This window comes from Rhizobium sp. NFACC06-2, from assembly GCF_900101425.1.
In the GTDB taxonomy this organism is placed as follows: domain Bacteria; phylum Pseudomonadota; class Alphaproteobacteria; order Rhizobiales; family Rhizobiaceae; genus Agrobacterium; species Agrobacterium leguminum.
Genome location: NZ_FMVA01000014.1, coordinates 55,805 through 73,970 on the forward strand (window position 1 = coordinate 55,805; position 18,166 = coordinate 73,970).

Consider the following 18,166-nt stretch of genomic DNA (forward strand, 5'->3'; position numbering starts at 1 on the left):
GCAACAGTCTAACGTGCGGACGCCGTTCTGGTGTCCGCGCCTCTTGAGGAGGGGTCGGGAATGTTCATCACGCTGGCAATCATCGCGGCAATCGCGCTCTATGTCGTCTTCATCTATAACGGGCTGGTCAAGGCGCGGCAGATGAAGGAAGAGGCGTGGTCGGGCATCGACGTGCAGCTGAAGCGCCGCGCCGATCTCATTCCCAACCTCATCGAGACCGTGAAGGGTTACGCGGCGCACGAAAAGAGCACCTTCGAGGAGGTGATCGCCATGCGTAACCGGGCGCAGGCCGTGCCGGCGGGCGATGTCGAGGGCCGCGCTCAGGCGGAAGGGCTGCTGTCTCAGGCGCTCGGCAAGCTCTTTGCGCTTGCCGAAGCCTATCCCGATCTCAAGGCCAATACGAATTTTCTGGAATTGCAGCGTTCGCTGGAAACCATCGAAAGCGAAATCCAGATGTCGCGCCGTTATTACAATGGCGCCGCCCGCGATCTCAACGTCAAGGTGGAAAGCTTCCCCTCCAATCTGGTCGCAGGCCAGTTCGGTTTTGCCAAGGCGCCGTATTTCGAGATCGACAACCCGGCCGACCGCGCCGTGCCGACTGTGAAATTCTAAGCGCACTGTTCCCTCGGCGGCTCAAGACCTCCCGTTCAAATTCCGATAATCCGGCTCTTCGCTGCATTCTTTGACAAGACGACAATCATGATCGAACTGACCATCACCCCGCCCGACCACCCGCTTTCCGGCAAGGTCGAGCCGCCCGGCTCCAAGTCCATCACCAACCGTGCGCTTCTCCTGGCCGGTCTTGCCAAGGGCAAAAGCCGGTTGACCGGGGCACTGAAAAGCGACGACACGCTTTATATGGCCGAAGCCCTGCGCGAGATGGGCGTCAAGGTCACCGAGCCTGATGCCACCACCTTCGTCGTGGAGGGTACTGGCGTATTGCAGCAGCCGGAAAAGCCGCTTTTCCTCGGCAATGCCGGCACCGCCACACGGTTCCTCACCGCTGCTGCCGCACTTGTCGATGGCGCCGTCATCATCGATGGCGACGAGCACATGCGCAAACGCCCGATCATGCCGCTGGTGGAGGCCCTGCGCTCCCTCGGTGTCGAGGCGGAAGCGCCCACCGGTTGCCCGCCCGTCACCGTCTGCGGCAAGGGCACGGGTTTCCCGAAGGGCAGCGTCACCATTGACGCCAACCTCTCCAGCCAATATGTGTCTGCGCTTCTGATGGCGGCTGCCTGCGGCGACAAGCCTGTCGATATCGTCCTCAAGGGCGAGGAAATCGGCGCGAAGGGTTATATCGACCTCACCACCTCGGCCATGGAAGCCTTCGGCGCGAAGGTGGAGCGGGTCAGCAACGCCATCTGGCGCGTGCATCCGACGGGTTACACGGAGACCGATTTCCACATCGAGCCGGATGCCTCCGCCGCCACCTATCTCTGGGGCGCGGAGCTTCTGACCGGCGGCGCGATCGATATCGGCACGCCGGCCGATAAGTTCACCCAGCCGGATGCTAAGGCCTATGATGTCATGGCCAAGTTTCCGCACCTGCCCGCCGAAATCGACGGCTCGCAGATGCAGGACGCCATTCCGACTATCGCGGTTCTGGCCGCCTTCAACGAGACGCCGGTGCGTTTCGTCGGCATCGCCAATCTGCGCGTCAAGGAATGCGACCGTATCCGCGCCGTCTCGCTCGGCCTCAACGAAATCCGTAACGGTCTGGCGCATGAGGAGGGCGACGACCTGATCGTGCATGCCGATCCGGCCCTTGCAGGCCAGACGGTCAAGGCCTCCATCGATACTTTTGCCGACCACCGCATCGCCATGAGCTTTGCGCTGGCGGCGCTGAAAGTCGGCGGCATTGCCATCCAGAATCCGGCCTGCGTCGGCAAGACCTATCCCGGTTACTGGAAGGCGCTCGCGTCGCTCGGCGTCGACTATACCGAAAAGGAAAGCGCTGCCGAGCCGCAGCACTGAGCCATTGAGGAGGGACCGCCCGTGAAGACCATCGCCGCAAGACTTCTCGCGCTGTTCGTCTTCATGGGCGCGGCCTTCCCGGCCTTCGCGGAGGAATTCATCCGCTCCTACCATTCCGTCATCGAGCTGGCGGCGGATGGCAAGCTGACGGTGACGGAAACCATCACCGCCCGTGCCGAGGGCCGGAACATCAAGCGCGGCATCTTCCGCGATTTCCCGCTTTATGCGCTGGATGCGAATAACCGCCGTACGAAGGTCGATTTCGACGTCGTTTCAGTGGAACGCGATGGCGCGCCGGAAAACTGGCGCACCGAGAATATCGATGGCGGCATCCGCATCTATACCGGCAGCGCCGAGCGTTTTCTGCCGACCGGCGAGCACATCTTCCAAATCACCTATACCACCGCCCGGCAGATCCGCTATTTCAGCGATTATGATGAGCTGACCTGGAATGTCACCGGCAATGGCTGGCAATTCCCGATGGGCGAGATTTCCGCGACCATCACGCTGCCACAGGGCGTCAAGGCCACCGATACGGCCGTCTTCACCGGTCCGCTGGGCGCGAAAGGCAAGGATGCCCGCATCCTCAGCGAAGGCAATGAAGTCTTTTTCGCCTCCACCCGTCCATTTTCGGTGGGTGAAGGCATGACGGTCGCCGTCAAGCTCCCCAAGGGCGCGATTGCCGCACCCGACACCTCACAGGAGGCGGGCTGGTGGCTGCGGGACAATCTCGCCATCCTGCTTTCGGGCGGCGGGCTTTTCGCCGTGCTGCTTTATTACCTGCGCGCCTGGTTCGCCGTCGGCCGCGATCCGGCGAAGGGCGTGGTCGTGCCGCGCTGGGATGCACCGGAGGGGCTCTCGCCGGCTCTGGTCAACTACGTCGATAATCGCGGTTTTTCCGGTGCCGGCTGGACGGCGCTCTCTGCCTCAGCCCTTGATCTTGCGGTCAAAGGCTATGTCGTTCTGGAGGATTTGAAGAACGCAATCGTCATTCGCCGCACGGAAAAGGCAACCGCCACTGATCTACCCACCGGCCAGAAGACGCTGCTTGCCTCCATCGGCAGTCCGGGCGAGACTTTGACCATCGACAAGGCCCATGGTGCGGAAGTTGAGAAGGTCGGAAAACAGTTCCGCGCGGCGATAGAGAAAGAGCATCGCGGCAAATATTACCGCAGCAATGCCGGTTACACCGTGTTCGGCATCTTCCTCAGCATCGCCCTCATCGTCGCGACGTTGATCTTCGGCGATCTGGATGAAAGCGCCATTGCCGCCGTGCTGGTCTTCGGCTTTTTCGCCTTCTTCTTCAGCATCCTGTCGATCGGTATCGGCCGCCAGTTCTCGCGCGGCGCACCGCTGCGCAAGCGGATCGGCGGCATCGTCATGCTGGCCTTTGCCGGTTTCGTGGCCTTTTCCGCCATTGGCGGCATCGCCACGCAAATCCTGCTGGATGTGACGCATGACACCAAGTCGGTGGCGCTGGCGGCCATCGGCGGCATCGTGCTCACCAATGCGCTGTTCCTGTTCCTGATGGGCGCGCCGACGCCGCTCGGCCGCAAGCTGATGGATGGCATCGAGGGCCTCAGAACCTATCTGACACTGGCGGAAAAAGACCGGATGAACATGGCCGGCGCGCCCGCCATGTCGCCGCAGCATTTCGAGACGTTGCTGCCCTATGCCGTGGCGCTCGGTGTCGAAAAACCGTGGAGCCGCACCTTCGAGGCCTGGCTTGCCACGGCTGCCGCCGGTGCCGCTGCTGCAAGTTATGCGCCTGGCTGGTATGCGGGCAGCAATTACGGCAGCTTTGGCGACAGGATCGGCGGCTTTTCCACCTCCATGGCCAATACCATCGCTTCCACCATTCCTCAGCCAGTCAGCTCCTCCGGCTCCAGCTTTTCGGGCGGTGGCGGCGGCGGTTTTTCCGGCTCCGGCGGCGGTGGTGGTGGCGGCGGCGGCTGGTAACGCCCGCCGGCGGTAATTTAACCGATAGCTGGTGACTTTTGCCGCTGGTCTTGCTAAGTCCGCGACACTCTTTTGCAACAGATTAAAGTCCTTATCCCATGCCCGATCTTCTGCTTGAACTTCGCTCCGAAGAAATCCCTGCCCGCATGCAGCGCAAGGCGGCGGGCGATCTGAAGAAACTCGTCACCGATGCCTTGGTGGAGAGAGGGCTGACCTATGAGGGTGCGCGCGAATATTGGACGCCGCGCCGCTTGACGCTGGATATCCGCGGCCTCAACGCCCGCTCCGCCGATGTGCGTGAGGAAAAGAAGGGCCCGCGCACCGACGCCAATGAAAAGGCCATCGAGGGCTTTCTGCGCGGCGCCGGCCTCAACGACATTTCGGAAGCCCAGGTCGTTTCCGATCCGAAAAAGGGCGATTTCTACATCGCCATCCTCAACAAGCCCGGCCGCCCGGCGGAAGAGATCATCGCGGAAGTGATGCCCGGCATCATCCGCTCCTTCCCCTGGCCGAAATCCATGCGCTCCGGCCCGGCCTCCATGCCGAAGGGTTCCAGCTATGCCGGTATAGAAGGCAAGGGCTCGGAAAGCCTGCGCTGGGTGCGGCCGCTGCAATCCATCGTCTGCCTGTTCGGCCCCGAACATGACGAAACGCAGGTCATTCCTTTCGCCATCGACGGTATCGTCGCCGGCAACGTCACCTATGGCCATCGTTTCCATGCACCCGGCCCGATCACCGTGCGCCGTTTCGAGGATTATGTCTCGAGCCTCGAAAAGGCGAAGGTCATTCTCGATGCCGAACGCCGCAAGGATATCATTCTGCACGATGCCAAGGACCTGGCCTTCGCCAACGGGCTGGAACTGGTGGAAGATGAAGGCCTGCTGGAAGAAGTCTCGGGCCTCGTCGAATGGCCGCAGGTTCTGATGGGCACCTTCGAGGAAGACTACCTGCAGATCCCTGCGGAAATCATTCGCCTCACCATCAAGACCAACCAGAAGTGTTTCGTCACCCGCAATCAGGGTGCGGAAGAGGGTCTTTCCAACCGCTTCATCCTGATCTCGAATATCGAGGCAAGCGATGGCGGCAAGGAAATCATCCATGGCAATGGCAAGGTGGTTCGCGCCCGCCTGTCGGATGCCCGCCATTTCTGGAACCGCGACCAGGGCGATCTGCCCGATCTGGAAACGCTGAAAGATTCGGCTGCGAAATTCGGCCTCGATCTCAAGAAGCCGCTCGACCAGCGCATGGCGAAGCTCGATGCGCTGAACGTCACCTTCCATGCCAAGCTCGGGACGCAGGGTGAGCGCGTGGCGCGTATTCGCGAACTGGCAAAGGCGCTGGCCCCGGTTGTCGGCGCCGATGCCGATCTGGTGGACCGCGCTGTTGTTCTGGCGAAAGCCGACCTGCGCACCGAAGCCGTCGGTGAATTCCCAGAGCTTCAGGGCCTGATGGGCCGCAAATATGCGACGCTGCAGGGCGAAAACGAAAGCGTCGCGGCCGCCATCGAAGACCACTACAAGCCGCAGGGTCCCTCCGACCGCCTGCCGGCCGACAAGGTGGCGATTACGATCGCTCTGGCCGACAAGCTCGATACACTCGTCGGTTTCTGGGCGATCGACGAGAAGCCGACCGGCTCGAAGGATCCCTTTGCGCTTCGCCGTGCGGCGCTGGGCGTGGTGCGCATTCTGCTTGAGAAAAACGTGCGGCTTCCGCTGCTGAGCGTTGCGAAGGACCCGGACCTTCTCTCCTTCTTCCATGATCGCCTGAAAGTCTATCTGCGCGATCTCGGCGCGCGTTACGATCTGATCGACGCCGTCCTGACGCCGGAATCCGATGATCTGCTGATGATCGCCCGCCGTGTCGAGGCGCTCACCGCCTTCATCACCGGCGAGGATGGCCGCAACCTGCTGGCAGGCGCCAAGCGCGCCACCCAGCTTCTGGCGGCAGAGGAAAAGAAGGGCACCGTGGTGGCCGATGGCGTCTCGGAAGAGCTGTTGAAGCTCGATGCCGAAAAGGCGCTTTATACGGCGATCAAGACCGCCTCCGCCGACGCTGCGAAGGCTGTTGCGGGCGAGGATTTCCGCTCCGCCATGCAGGCGCTCTCCACACTTCGCGCTCCTGTCGATAAGTTCTTCGAGGATGTGCTCGTCAATGACGAGGATGCGGCCATCCGTGCAAACCGTCTGGCGCTGCTGAAGGCTATTCGCGAAGCGACCGGAACAGTTGCGGATTTCTCGAAGATCACGGGGTGAGGGGTTTTGGGGTAGACGTACATGTCAGTGTGTGCGGTTCACCCCCCTCTGTCCTGCCGGACATCTCCCCCTCAAGGGGGGAGATCGACCCGTGGCAACCTCTCAGCCACATTGAACGTTCCGGGAAGAGCGGTGAGCATGCCCCTCGCCGATCTCCCCCCTTGAGGGGGAGATGCCCGGCAGGGCAGAGGGGGGGTAAGCTGCGCCCGCGACCTTGCAGGATGACCCCATTGACCCACACTACCCCCAAAATCCTCATCAGCGCCTGCCTCCTCGGCCAACCGGTCCGTTACGACGGCAGAGGCAAACCCTTCGCCCACCCGGCGATAGACCGCTGGCGGCAGGAGGGCAGGCTGGTTACGATCTGTCCGGAGATGGCGGGCGGCATGCCAGTGCCGCGGCCGCAGGCGGAAATCGAAAAGGGTGCCTCCGGTGTCGATGTGCTGGAGGGCCGCGCCCGTGTGCTGGAGGTCAGCGGTGGCGATGTCACGGTGCAATTTATCGCAGGTGCGGAAAGGGCGCTGGCCTTCGCCAGGGCCAATGGCTGCACATATGCGCTTCTGATTGACGGCAGCCCGTCCTGCGGGTCGGTTGCAATCTATGACGGTTCGTTTTCCGGCGTCAAACATGCGGGCAACGGGGTGACGGCGGCGCTGCTCGAAAAAGCCGGTATTGCCGTATTTTCACCTGCCGATATCGACCGGCTGGATGCGCTGACCCGTTAGAGTGTTTTGGAGCATTTCCGGACGCAAAACCGGGTTCCACTTTTCCTGGAAATGCTTGAAAAGAAAACGCCGGAGTTTCCCCCGGCGCCGTTGTTCATCGATGGTCCTGGAGCGTATCACCCCGCCATGCGCATCTGCTCTGCCATGCCATGAAGTTGGTGGCCGGAGGAGACGCGGAAGCCGCGGATGAGGTTCAGCAGTTCCTCGGTGTCCACGGCCAGCGCCTCCGCCGAAGCCGTGGTTTCTTCCGCCATCGCCGCATTGTGCTGGGTGGCGACATCGAGCTGGTTGAGCGACGAGGAGATCGAGCGCAACGTCGTATCCTGTTCGGCGGCCGAATGGGCGATCTTGCTGACGATCTCGTTTGCGGATTTGATCTGATCCGAGATGCGTTTCAGCGCATCGCCAGCCTCGCCGACAAGGCGCACGCCGTTTTCCACCTGGGCGGAAGAACGGGCGATCTGGTCCTTGATCTCCTTGGCGGCGGCGGCGGATTTCTGCGCCAGTTCGCGCACTTCCTGCGCCACCACGGCAAAGCCCTTGCCGGCCTCACCGGCACGCGCCGCTTCCACACCGGCATTCAGCGCCAGAAGGTTGGTCTGGAAGGCGATGTCGTCGATTACGCCGATGATGTTGGAAATCTGGTCGGATGACTGTTCGATGCCGCTCATCGCGGTGATCGCTTCTTCCACCACCCGGTCGCTGCGGATGGCTTCGGAGCTGACGGTGGTGACGCGCTTGGCGGCGTCGGCCGCCCCTTCCGCCGTCTGGCGCACCGCAACCGTCAATTCATCGAGAGCGGCCGAGGTTTCTTCCAGATTGGCAGCCTGCCGTTCGGTGCGCTGCGAAAGCTCGTTGGAGGCTTTGCGGATTTCCTCCTTGGAGCCGCCGATGTCGATGCTCTTGGAATTCACCTTGGCCATGGCGGCGTCGAGATGGATCAGGGCCTCGTTGAAATTGTCGCGCAGCGCCGCATAACGGTTGCCGAGATCGCCGCAACGTACGGTCAGATCGCCGCCCGCCAGCTTCTCCAGCGCCTCGCCGATGGTGGTGACGACACGCGCCTGCAATTCCGCCTCGTTGCGCTGCATGTCGAGATTGTTCTGGCGCTCCGCATTGAGCTGCCGCTGCTGTTCTTCCTCACGGCGCTGCATGGCATGGCGCTCGCGCACCTTGTCCTGCAGCGAGGCGGTGGCCTTCGCCATCATGCCCACCTCGTTGGTGAGGCCGGTATGGGGAATGGCGAGCGAGACGTTTTCATTGGCCACTTCACCAAGTGCGCGGTGGATGTCGCCGAGCGGCTTCGAAATGCCACGGATGACGTAGAAGGCTGCGGCAAGCGCCAGCACGAAGATCAGCGCGCCTATCGACAGCGCCTTCATCACATCGCCGCGAACCTGCGCGTTCAGATCATCGATGTAAACACCGGTCACGACCACCACCTGCCAGGGCTCAAATGCAAGGGCATAGGAGCTCTTGGCGTAGTCATTGCCTTCCATGCCGGGTTTCGGACCGTAAAAATCCGTCTGGCCGCCGCCATTGCGGCCAAGCCGCACCAGCTCGTCACGATAGGCGAAACCCTTGCTGTCCGGCTTGCCCTTGAAGCTTTCGCCGACGCGCTTGGCATCGGGATGGAACTTCATCGTCACGTCGTAGTCGTAACCGAACAGATAGCCGTCCGGCGTGAAGCGCATGGCGCTGACGGTGGCGTAAGCCTGTTTCATGGCCTCGTCGCGCGAAAGCGTTCCGGCCTTTTCCTTGTCGTGGAAGGATTGCAGGATGGAGATCGCCGATTGCACCTGCGTCCGCAGCATGCCGTAGCGTTCCTCATAGATCGCGTCGGTGGCGGATTTCAGCTGGTAAAACGTCGCCACGGCGAAGGCGGCCATCAGGGCCACCACGAGAACGATCAACTGACGGGAAATGGAAAGGTTCTTCATGGGCGCTCACAAGCGTTTGGGATCGCGCGCCTGAAAACGCCGCGCGGTACCGATGTTTCGGAGAAGGGAGAGGCGCATGATGCGCGATAAAAGGGCCCAAAAGCGCGTGTCCGCGCCGCGGCCTCATCCTGTGCTGCATCGCACTATAAACGCACTTAGCGGCTAAAAATTTGAATAAATATTTAATTAGCGAAAGCTTTATCAGGCCCGACAGGCAGAATAAGCGGGAGAAAAAGCAATATTCCCCGCATGGTTGCGGCGCCATTTCGAGAATGCAGCGATGACGCGATTATTTGACCTTCGTCATGAAAGACGTCATCGGCCGGTCAATTGCCGCGCAATTTGAAATCCGGGAACGGGGGGGCACCGATCACCGAGGCGCTGGCCGGTTCGGCTGCGTTTTCGGTGGAAATTTCCGTGACGGCCGCCGTGGTGGTCGTCACGTCGATGCCGGCCGGTGTCGAAACCGTCTCAGCGGGATGTGCCACGGGTTCTGCGTCGTCATAGGTCGCGATGGCCGTGCTGGGGGTTTCCGCCATCCATGCCGGATTGGTGCTGACGAAGGTGACGGGCGCGCCGCCAAGCCAGGCTTCGGTGCGCAGCAGGGTGCGCTTGCCGTCGACTTCGCGCATTTCCGTGTGCTGCGTGCCCGGCTCAATGGAGGGAACGGCGTAACCCTGCGCCACGGCTTTGCCCTTCATGGGCTTGCAGCCCGCGCAATCGCGACGAATGAAGCTGCCGTTGGCCACATGCACGCCGTTTATATATTCGATGGAAGACGCCATCGCCGACCCGCCGGTCAGCGCGACAATCGCTGTCAGAAAAAGACGACGCATCGAAAAACCCCCGAAATGACGGCGCGGCCTCGTGGTCGAGACACGGTGCGCCATTCAATGTTCCGGCAAGTATTACCGATGTTTCGTTTCCATCGGGTCAGCAAACTTGGTAAAAATTGAACGAAATATTCGCGCTCAATCCCGTTTGCCTTAAGGATCAGGCCTTTTCGCGGGCGACGGCCTGCCAGCCGATATCGCGGCGGCAGAAGCCATTTTCCCACTCCACCTTGTCGGCCAGCGCATAAGCGCGGGACTGCGCTTCCGTGACGGTCTTTCCAAGGGCGGTAACGTTCAGCACGCGTCCGCCCGTGGCCACCAGCCCGCCGTCCTTCAGCGCGGTTCCGGCATGGAACACCTTCGCCTCTTCGCTGGCCTCGGGAATATGGGCGATCGGCGTGTTCTTGTCGTAAGCGCCGGGATAACCCTTCGAGGCGAGAACGACGGTCAGCGCGGCATCGTCGCGCCATTCCGCCTCAACCTTGTCCAGCGTGCCGGTCGCGGTGGCATAGAGGATCGGCAGCAGATCGCTTTTCAGGCGCATCATCAGCACCTGGCATTCGGGATCGCCGAAACGCACGTTATATTCGATGAGTTCAGGGCCCTTGGCGGTGATCATCAACCCGGCGAAGAACACGCCGGAGAAGGGATTGCCATCCTTGGCCATGCCTGAAATCGTCGGCTCGATGATCTCCTTCATGGTGCGCTCCACCATGGCCAGTGTCATCACAGGAGCGGGGGAATAGGCACCCATGCCGCCGGTATTCGGGCCGGTATCGCCATCGCCGACACGCTTGTGATCCTGCGCAGTAGCAAGCGCCAGCGCGGTCTTGCCATCGGAAAGGCAGAAGAAGCTCGCTTCTTCGCCATCGAGAAAGGCCTCCACCACCACTTCGGCGCCGGCCGCGCCGAAAGCGCCGTCGAAACAGTCGTCAATCGCGGCAAGCGCTTCCGCTTCCGTCATCGCTACGGTCACGCCCTTGCCGGCGGCAAGCCCGTCCGCCTTGATGACGATGGGAGCGCCCTGTTGACGAACATAGTCCTTGGCCGGTTCGACGGTCTTGAAACGCTGGTAGGCGCCGGTCGGGATATCGTAGCGCGCGCAGAGATCCTTGGTGAAGCCCTTGGAACCCTCCAGCTGGGCGGCGGCTTTCGAGGGGCCGAAAGTGGCGATGCCGGCGGCACGCAGATCATCCGCAAGACCCGCAACCAGCGGCGCTTCCGGGCCGACAACAACGAAGTCGATTGCCTTTTCCTTCGCAAAGGCGATGACGGCCGCATGGTCTTCCACGTTCAGCGCCACCAGCGTCGCATGGTCGGCAATACCGGGATTGCCGGGGGCGGCATAAAGCTCATCGAGCAGGGGAGACTGGGCGATTTTCCACGCCAGCGCATGTTCGCGTCCGCCGGAACCGATCAACAGAACTTTCATGGTCAATACCCCTGCAAATTCGCCAGTAACCTTGTGTCAGGGGCGTTAAGGGCAGGGGGGCGAAAGGTCAAGGAGAAAGCGCCGTCAATGCCCGTCTTTCCCTTGAAGGCCGCCTTTCCTGTGGAATCGTTGCCGCCTCTTGTTGTCACGCCACAATCAGACATTATGTTCGCCGCTCCAGACGTGAAAGCAGAGAACCCCCAAGAGTCCCCTATGACCGCAGACAATGCCCGCCTCGCCTCGCTCATCGCCACCGAGATCAACGCCCGCCCCGATCAGGTAAAGGCGGCGGTGGCGCTGCTGGACGAGGGTGCGACCGTTCCCTTCATCGCCCGTTACCGCAAGGAAGTGACGGGAGGGCTGGACGACACCCAGCTTCGCACGCTTTCGGAACGTCTTGTCTATCTGCGCGAACTTAATGCGCGGCGCGCCTCCATCGTGGAGTCGATTACCGGTCAGGGCAAGATGACCGATGAGCTGATGGTCAAGATCATGCAGGCAGGCACCAAGGCGGAGCTGGAAGACCTCTACCTGCCCTACAAGCCCAAGCGCCGCACCCGTGCTGAAATCGCCCGCGAACGCGGTCTCGGCCCGCTGGCAGAAGCCATCTGGGATAACCGCGCCGCCGATCCGGCGAAGCTGGCGGAAGCTTATGTTCAGGGCGAGGTGGCCGATGTGAAGGCGGCGCTGGAGGGCGCGCGCGACATCGTGGCGGAAACCATGACGGAAAATGCCGATCTGCTCGGCCGCCTGCGCGACTACATGCGCCAGAACGCCACCTTCCGCGCCAAGGTCGTGGATGGCAAGCAGGCGGCGGGTGAGAAGTTCTCCGACTATTTCGATCATTTCGAGCGCTGGGCGACGGTGCCGGGCCACCGGGCGCTGGCCATGCTGCGTGGCTGGAACGAGGAAGTGCTGACGCTGACAATCGATGTCGATGCGGACGATCCCTCACCCGTCAAACCCGCGCAGCGCACCATCGCCGCCGCCTTCGATATCCGCAATGCCGGCCCCGCCGATCAATGGCTGATGGAAGTGGCTGGCTGGACCTGGCGGGTGAAGCTTTCCATGTCGCTCTCGCTCGATCTGATGCGCGAATTGCGCGAGCGCGCGGAAGAAGAGGCGATCCATGTTTTCGCCCGCAATCTGAAAGACCTGTTGCTGGCCGCCCCAGCCGGTTCCCGCGCCACCATGGGTCTCGATCCCGGCATTCGCACCGGCGTCAAAGTGGCAGTGGTCGATGGCACCGGCAAGCTGCTGGACACATCGACCGTTTATCCCTTCCAGCCGAAGAACGACGTACGCGGTGCGCAGGCCGAACTCGCTTTGCTCATCCGCAAGCACAATGTCGAGCTGATCGCCATCGGCAACGGCACGGGTAGCCGCGAGACGGAAAAGCTGGTTGCTGACCTTCTGGCACAGCTGCCCGCTTCCGCTTCGGGCGCCAAGCCTACCAAGGTCATCGTCTCGGAAGCCGGCGCGTCTGTCTATTCCGCTTCGGAACGGGCGGCCGCCGAGTTCCCCAATCTCGATGTGTCCTTGCGCGGTGCGGTTTCCATCGCCCGCCGCCTTCAGGATCCGCTGGCGGAACTGGTGAAGATCGAGCCGAAATCCATCGGTGTCGGGCAATACCAGCATGATGTCGATCAGGGCCGTCTCAGCCGCTCGCTCGATGCTGTCGTGGAAGATGCGGTGAACGCTGTCGGCGTCGATCTCAATACCGCCTCTTCGCCGCTTCTGGCGCGGGTATCCGGTCTTGGCAGCTCGATTGCCGATGCCATCGTCGCCCATCGCGACCAGACCGGCCCCTTCGCCAGCCGCAAGGAGCTGCTGAAGGTGCCGCGCCTTGGCCAGCGCACCTTCGAACAATGCGCCGGCTTCCTGCGCATCCCGAACGGCAAGGAGCCGCTGGATGCTTCCTCTGTTCACCCGGAAGCCTATGGCGTGGCGAAAAAGATCGTCGCCGCCTGCGGCCGCGATCTGCGCTCGCTGATGGGCGACAGCGCCGCGTTGAAGGCGCTCGATCCGAAGAAGTTCATCGACGAGCAATTCGGCCTGCCGACCGTCAAAGACATCATCGCCGAACTGGAAAAGCCCGGCCGCGACCCGCGCCCGAGCTTCAAGACCGCGACCTTTGCCGATGGCGTGGACGAGATCACCGATCTGAAACCGGGCATGCTGCTGGAAGGCACTGTCACCAATGTCGCCGCCTTCGGCGCTTTCGTGGATATCGGCGTGCATCAGGACGGGCTGGTACATGTCTCGCAGCTGGCCGACCGTTTCGTGAAGGACCCGCATGAGGTCGTGAAGGCGGGCGATGTGGTCAAGGTGCGGGTCGTGGAAGTGGATGTGAAGCGCAAGCGGATCGGGCTGACCATGCGCAAGGATGGCGGCGAGGCAGCGCCGCAGCCGATGCGCGAGAAGGGCAATGCCAGCGCCATGCGGCACGCGACATCCAAGCCGAAAGAGCGCAACGAGGGGTCGCAAACCGGTGGTGCGCTAGCCGCCGCTCTGGCTGAAGCCATGAAGCGACGCTGACCTGCGGTTGAAATGATTTTTTACCAAAAAGCCTCGCCGCACACCCCGGCGGGGCTTTTTGCTTGATGAAATCGTTCAATTTTTTTGAAATAAGACTATCTTGAAACTTGTGCCGAAAGGAATACGGTCAGCGAAATTGATAAGTGAGACTTAGCAATTGGGGGTGCCATGGCGTCGTCTCTGCATGTTCTTCTCGAAAAGATAATCAAGACCGGTGATCTCACCGTCAACAGCCCGGGCGGCAGCCGCACATTCGGCAACGGCGCGGGAAAAAAGGTGGTTCTGAACTTCACCGACGAAGCCGCCATGCAGGAGATCGCCGCCGATCCGGCGCTGAAGCTGGCTGAAATGTATATGGAAGGCCGGGCGAAGGTCGCGGAAGGCGACATCTACGATTTTCTGGCGCTGGTCAAAGGCAATACGCTGAGCGAGGCCCTGTCCTTCGGCATGATCTGGCGTGGCATGGCGCGCATCATCGCCGCCCGCATCAAGATGCATCTGCCGGTCAACCACAACAAGAGCAACGTTGCCCATCATTACGATCTGAGCGCCAAGCTGTTCGATCTCTTCCTCGATGAGGACTGGCAATATTCCTGCGCCTATTTCAACCCGCCCGGCATCAGCCTCTACGAGGCGCAGGTTGCCAAGAAACGGCACATTGCCGCCAAGCTGATGACCGAGCCGGGCCAGAGCGTGCTGGAAATCGGCTCCGGCTGGGGCGGCATGGCGATGTATATCGCCGAAAGCGCCGGTGCGGATGTGACCGGCATTACGCTCAGCGAAGAACAGCTGCGCGTTTCCCGCGACCGCGCCGCCAAACGGGGCCTTGCGGCAAATGTCCGTTTCGAATTGCAGGACTATCGCTACCTGCCAGCTTCGAAAAAATATGATCGCATCGTCTCCGTCGGCATGTTCGAACATGTCGGGCCGACCCATTATCGCGATTATTTCGACAAGGTGGCGGAGGTGCTGGACGACAGGGGCGTGATGGTGCTGCATTCCATCGGCCAGCCCTATCCGGCGCTGGCGACCAATCCCTTCATCGAAAAATATATTTTCCCCGGCGGGTATATTCCCTCGCTCGCCGAGGTGCTGCCGGCCATCGAAAAATCGCGGCTGCTGGTGAAGGATATCGAAATCCTGCCCATGCATTACGCCCATACGCTTCGCCACTGGCGCGAGCGTTTCGTGGCGCGCAGGGAAGAAGCGGTAGCGCTTTATGACGAACGCTTCTTCCGCATGTGGGAGTTTTATCTGGCGGGGTCGGAAATGGCCTTTACCCACGAAAACTTCCACATTTTCCAGATTCAGATCGCCAAGGATCGCGATGCCGTGCCGCATAGCCGCGACTACATTGCGCAGAACGAGGCGAAGCTGCTGGAATTCGAGAAGACGCGCGCGCCGCTGGAGAAGGTGACGTTCTGACGACGGCCGAGTGACGAACGTTTCCGCACACGCGGCGTCATCCTAGGGCTTGTCCCGAGGATCTATCCACGTTCCGTAAAGTCCTTCGGTCGCAGATGCTCGGGACAGGCCCGAGCATGACGGCGGTGAGGTTTGAGGCCTTGTCGCCCCCTCCGGAGGAGGCGCGTTTCTTCCCACGCTGGTTAATGGAATGGAAAGACAATCCCTCTAATTCTACGGACACCTGTCTGTATTGCGTTTCTGGGGTTCTTTCATGTTCAAGCCATCAGCGGCCGCCGCCGCCTGTGTCCTGTCGCTTTTTGCCGTGGGCAATGCCCATGCGGAAGGCTGGTTTTCCGGCGACTGGTATCTGAAGCTCGGCGGCGCGGGTTTTACCGCACCGAAATATCAGGGCGACAACAAGAATGAATTCGGCTTCTCGCCCATCATTTCGCTCGGCCGCCAGGGCCAGGGCGCGCGTTTCACCTCGCGCAACGACAGCGCCTCGATTTCGCTTCTGGACAATGGCCCGATCAGCATGGGTCTTGCCGGAAAGCTGGTATCCCCGCGTGACGAGGGCGACTCGTCCGATCTGAAGGGCATGACCCGCATCAAGCGAGGCGGCGAGCTTGGCGGTTTCGCTGAGGCCTATCCGACCGACTGGCTGCGCATTCGCGGCGAAGTCCGTCAGGGCATCCGCAGCCATAGCGGCGTTGTCGGCGACGTTGCCGTCGATGCCTTCACCGATATCGCCCCCGGCATTCAGATTTCCGCCGGTCCGCGCGCGACATGGGTAAGCAGCAAATACAATGAGCGTTATTACGGCGTAAGTGCCGCGCAGACGGCTGCCGGCGCGCCATCGCCCTATAGCCCCGGCGGCGGCCTGCATTCCGCCGGCATCGGCGCTGCCATCACCTGGAAAGTCACCGAAAACGCCGAAGTCGGCTCGTTTGCGGAATATCGCCGGCTGACCGGTGACGCCGCTGACAGTTCGCTGGTGCGCGAGCGCGGCTCGAAGAATCAGTTCATCATCGGCGTTCAGGCGAGCTACAAGTTCAATTTCTCGCTGCCCTGATAAATAGCGGCGATATCGTCCTGCAAAGCCCCGTCGCTAAACCGCTGCGGGGCTTTTCCGCCTGTGCGGCCAGCTGTTGAAATCCATTCCGATTTTCCCGCCGATGCTGTAGAACCATCCCATGGTTCACCACAGCGATTTGTCAGATCGCGTCTCCGACGCGCCATCCAATAATTGGGTCTATCGGATTTTGCCGAGGCCCCTCTGGCCCTATGCGCAGCTGGCCCGGTGGGATCGCCCCATCGGCTGGCAATTGCTGATGTGGCCATGTTTCTGGTCCGCAGCCCTCGCGGCAAATGTCGCGATGGCGAGCGGCGGCTTTTCCTGGGCGACGCTGATCTGGCATCTGGTGCTGTTCTTCATCGGATCGGTGGCGATGCGCGGCGCGGGCTGCACCTATAATGATCTGGCTGACCACAAGATCGACATGGCCGTGGCGCGCACCCGTTCGCGGCCGCTGCCTTCCGGCCGCGTGAGCCGGTCGCAGGCCAAACTCTTCATCGTCCTGCAGGCGCTCGCGGGGCTTGTCGTGCTCCTGCAGTTCAACAGTTTCGCAATCGCCACCGGCATATTCTCGCTGATCTTCGTGGCGATCTATCCCTTCGCCAAGCGCTTCACCAACTGGCCGCAATTTTTCCTCGGCCTTGCCTTTTCCTGGGGGGCGCCGATGGGCTGGGCGGGACAGTTCGGATCGATCGCCTGGCCGGCTGTCCTGCTTTATGTCGGCTCCATCGCCTGGACGATCGGTTATGATACAATCTACGCCCATCAGGACAAGGAAGACGACACCGCCGTGGGCATCGGTTCAACCGCCCTGCTGTTTGGCGAGAATACACATCGCTGGCTGGTTTTCCTTTATGGCACAGCCCTTGTCATGATGTTTCTGTCGTTCTGGGTCGCGGGTGTTAACGTCATTGCCTATAGCGGCCTTGCCGCAGCGGCCATCATGCTGTTCCGGCAGGTCTGGGTGCTTAATATCGACGACGTCGATCAGTGCCTCGTGCTGTTCAAATCCAACAACCGCGTCGGCGTGCTGATTTTCGCAGGCCTCATCCTGCCGCTCCTGCTGGCGTAAGCCTGCGAAAACACGGAATGAAAAAGCCCGGCCGCGTCATCCGCGCCGGGCTTTTTGATTTGTCTGGCTGAGATTATCAGCTGCGGGCGATGATTTCCTTGCCCTCGATCTTCATGCTCATGCCCAGCGAACCGGTGGAGCGGCGAACGAGGAAGCGGGGACGGCGGTCCGCGAAATAGGAATGGCGGCGGCGCGGACGGGTATTCTGGGTGCGCACCTTGCCGAGATGTTCTTCCAGCGGACGGGCGACGCCATCGGCTTCCACCATCAGCATGGGAATACGGTAGGCCTCGGACCAGCTGCGCCAGTCGGCGGCGATATCGCAGAGATCGTGGGCGACGAGAAGCGGAACGCAGAGATCCGGATCGTCATGGTGCAGTTCCAGCGTCACCGTTACCTGTCCATCGCCATGGTCGATGGCGCGGGCGGCAACGCCCTTGAAGGCGCGGGCTGGCAAAGCGAAGGACAGAGGCAGGCCGGAAGAGGACAGAACCTTTCTCAGAACGGCGCCCCGTTCATCGAGGGTGACGGCGACATCGCTCGCGCCATTGCCTTTTCCATAAGTGACCTGTTGCGGAAAACGTGCCGGGTCGAGTCTGAGAGTGGCGACGGCCCAGTCGGGCTTCAGAACGGTCTTGGTCATGTTTATTCTACCCTTGTTTTACCTGAGAGCCGGTTTCCGGTCTTCTCATCGGGACTTTTCGTCCTCTGATGTCGGGAGAATATCCGCCGCCTGTTCGAGACTGCTTAAAAATCGCGGTTAAGAAAACTTTGCATTCCCAAATGGTTAGCAAAACACACTGTGGCATGGTTTCGCTTAGGTAAAAGAGATCGCGACAATGCGGTTTTTATCCCGGCCGAAATTGTGCTCTTTCAAGCTCCGGGCAAGGCGTCTCCCGCATAGTCAGGCAAAGGCTTGCCGTGCGTCCCGATGGAGGCGCGATGGGTGGATTGAA

General features: G+C 61.3%; 13 protein-coding genes. 9 read left to right on the forward strand and 4 right to left on the reverse strand.

Annotated features, from left to right (window positions below; all coding sequences use genetic code 11):
• The first annotated feature begins 60 nt into the window (after nt 1-60).
• From F3H58_RS20950 to F3H58_RS20970, 5 genes are all read left to right on the forward strand, one after another.
• On the forward strand, nt 61-612 hold the full coding sequence (locus F3H58_RS20950) for a LemA family protein (protein ID WP_078051226.1): 552 nt from the start codon (nt 61-63) through the stop codon (nt 610-612).
• An 87-nt stretch (nt 613-699) separates the two neighbouring features.
• The gene (gene aroA / locus F3H58_RS20955; RefSeq protein WP_149743628.1) at nt 700-1,977 is read left to right on the forward strand and encodes a 3-phosphoshikimate 1-carboxyvinyltransferase; all 1,278 of its coding nucleotides are present in this window, start codon (nt 700-702) and stop codon (nt 1,975-1,977) included.
• Nucleotides 1,978-1,998: 21 nt separating this feature from the next.
• Complete coding sequence (locus F3H58_RS20960) at nt 1,999-3,936, forward strand: DUF2207 domain-containing protein (protein ID WP_149743629.1); 1,938 nt, start codon at nt 1,999-2,001, stop codon at nt 3,934-3,936.
• Nucleotides 3,937-4,034: 98 nt separating this feature from the next.
• On the forward strand, nt 4,035-6,188 hold the full coding sequence (gene glyS, locus F3H58_RS20965) for a glycine--tRNA ligase subunit beta (protein ID WP_149743630.1): 2,154 nt from the start codon (nt 4,035-4,037) through the stop codon (nt 6,186-6,188).
• A 230-nt stretch (nt 6,189-6,418) separates the two neighbouring features.
• Nucleotides 6,419-6,913, forward strand: a complete 495-nt coding sequence (locus F3H58_RS20970) for a 2-thiouracil desulfurase family protein (protein WP_149743631.1) — start codon at nt 6,419-6,421, stop codon at nt 6,911-6,913.
• Nucleotides 6,914-7,029: 116 nt separating this feature from the next.
• On the opposite strand, the gene F3H58_RS20975 is transcribed toward F3H58_RS20970, so the two are convergent.
• From F3H58_RS20975 to purD, 3 genes are all read right to left on the reverse strand, one after another.
• A complete protein-coding gene (locus tag F3H58_RS20975) occupies nt 7,030-8,853 on the reverse strand; it encodes a methyl-accepting chemotaxis protein (protein ID WP_149743632.1) in 1,824 nt (607 codons plus the stop codon).
• Nucleotides 8,854-9,179: 326 nt separating this feature from the next.
• Nucleotides 9,180-9,689 carry a plant virulence effector HPE1-like domain-containing protein gene (locus tag F3H58_RS20980; RefSeq protein ID WP_149743633.1) on the reverse strand — a complete coding sequence of 170 codons (510 nt, stop codon included), beginning with the start codon at nt 9,687-9,689 and terminating at the stop codon, nt 9,180-9,182.
• Between the two features lie 157 nt (nt 9,690-9,846).
• Complete coding sequence (purD, locus tag F3H58_RS20985) at nt 9,847-11,118, reverse strand: phosphoribosylamine--glycine ligase (protein ID WP_149743634.1); 1,272 nt, start codon at nt 11,116-11,118, stop codon at nt 9,847-9,849.
• A 213-nt stretch (nt 11,119-11,331) separates the two neighbouring features.
• Here purD and F3H58_RS20990 point away from each other — a divergent pair, with 213 nt between their 5' ends.
• The 4 genes from F3H58_RS20990 to ubiA all read left to right on the forward strand — a co-directional run bounded on the left by F3H58_RS20990 (nt 11,332) and on the right by ubiA (nt 17,210).
• The gene (locus F3H58_RS20990; protein ID WP_149743635.1) at nt 11,332-13,656 is read left to right on the forward strand and encodes a Tex family protein; all 2,325 of its coding nucleotides are present in this window, start codon (nt 11,332-11,334) and stop codon (nt 13,654-13,656) included.
• Nucleotides 13,657-13,824: 168 nt separating this feature from the next.
• Nucleotides 13,825-15,081 (forward strand): cyclopropane fatty acid synthase, encoded by a 1,257-nt coding sequence (locus tag F3H58_RS20995; RefSeq protein WP_149743636.1) that lies wholly within the window; start codon nt 13,825-13,827, stop codon nt 15,079-15,081.
• 253 nt (nt 15,082-15,334) lie between these two features.
• On the forward strand, nt 15,335-16,135 hold the full coding sequence (locus F3H58_RS21000) for a MipA/OmpV family protein (protein WP_149743637.1): 801 nt from the start codon (nt 15,335-15,337) through the stop codon (nt 16,133-16,135).
• A 121-nt stretch (nt 16,136-16,256) separates the two neighbouring features.
• Nucleotides 16,257-17,210, forward strand: a complete 954-nt coding sequence (ubiA, locus tag F3H58_RS21005; protein WP_020813621.1) for a 4-hydroxybenzoate octaprenyltransferase — start codon at nt 16,257-16,259, stop codon at nt 17,208-17,210.
• 76 nt (nt 17,211-17,286) lie between these two features.
• Here the strand turns inward: ubiA and F3H58_RS21010 are convergent, their stop codons facing one another.
• Nucleotides 17,287-17,853: a DUF6101 family protein gene (locus F3H58_RS21010; RefSeq protein ID WP_080855983.1), complete on the reverse strand. Its 567-nt coding sequence runs from the start codon at nt 17,851-17,853 to the stop codon at nt 17,287-17,289.
• Between the last annotated feature and the right edge of the window lie 313 nt (nt 17,854-18,166).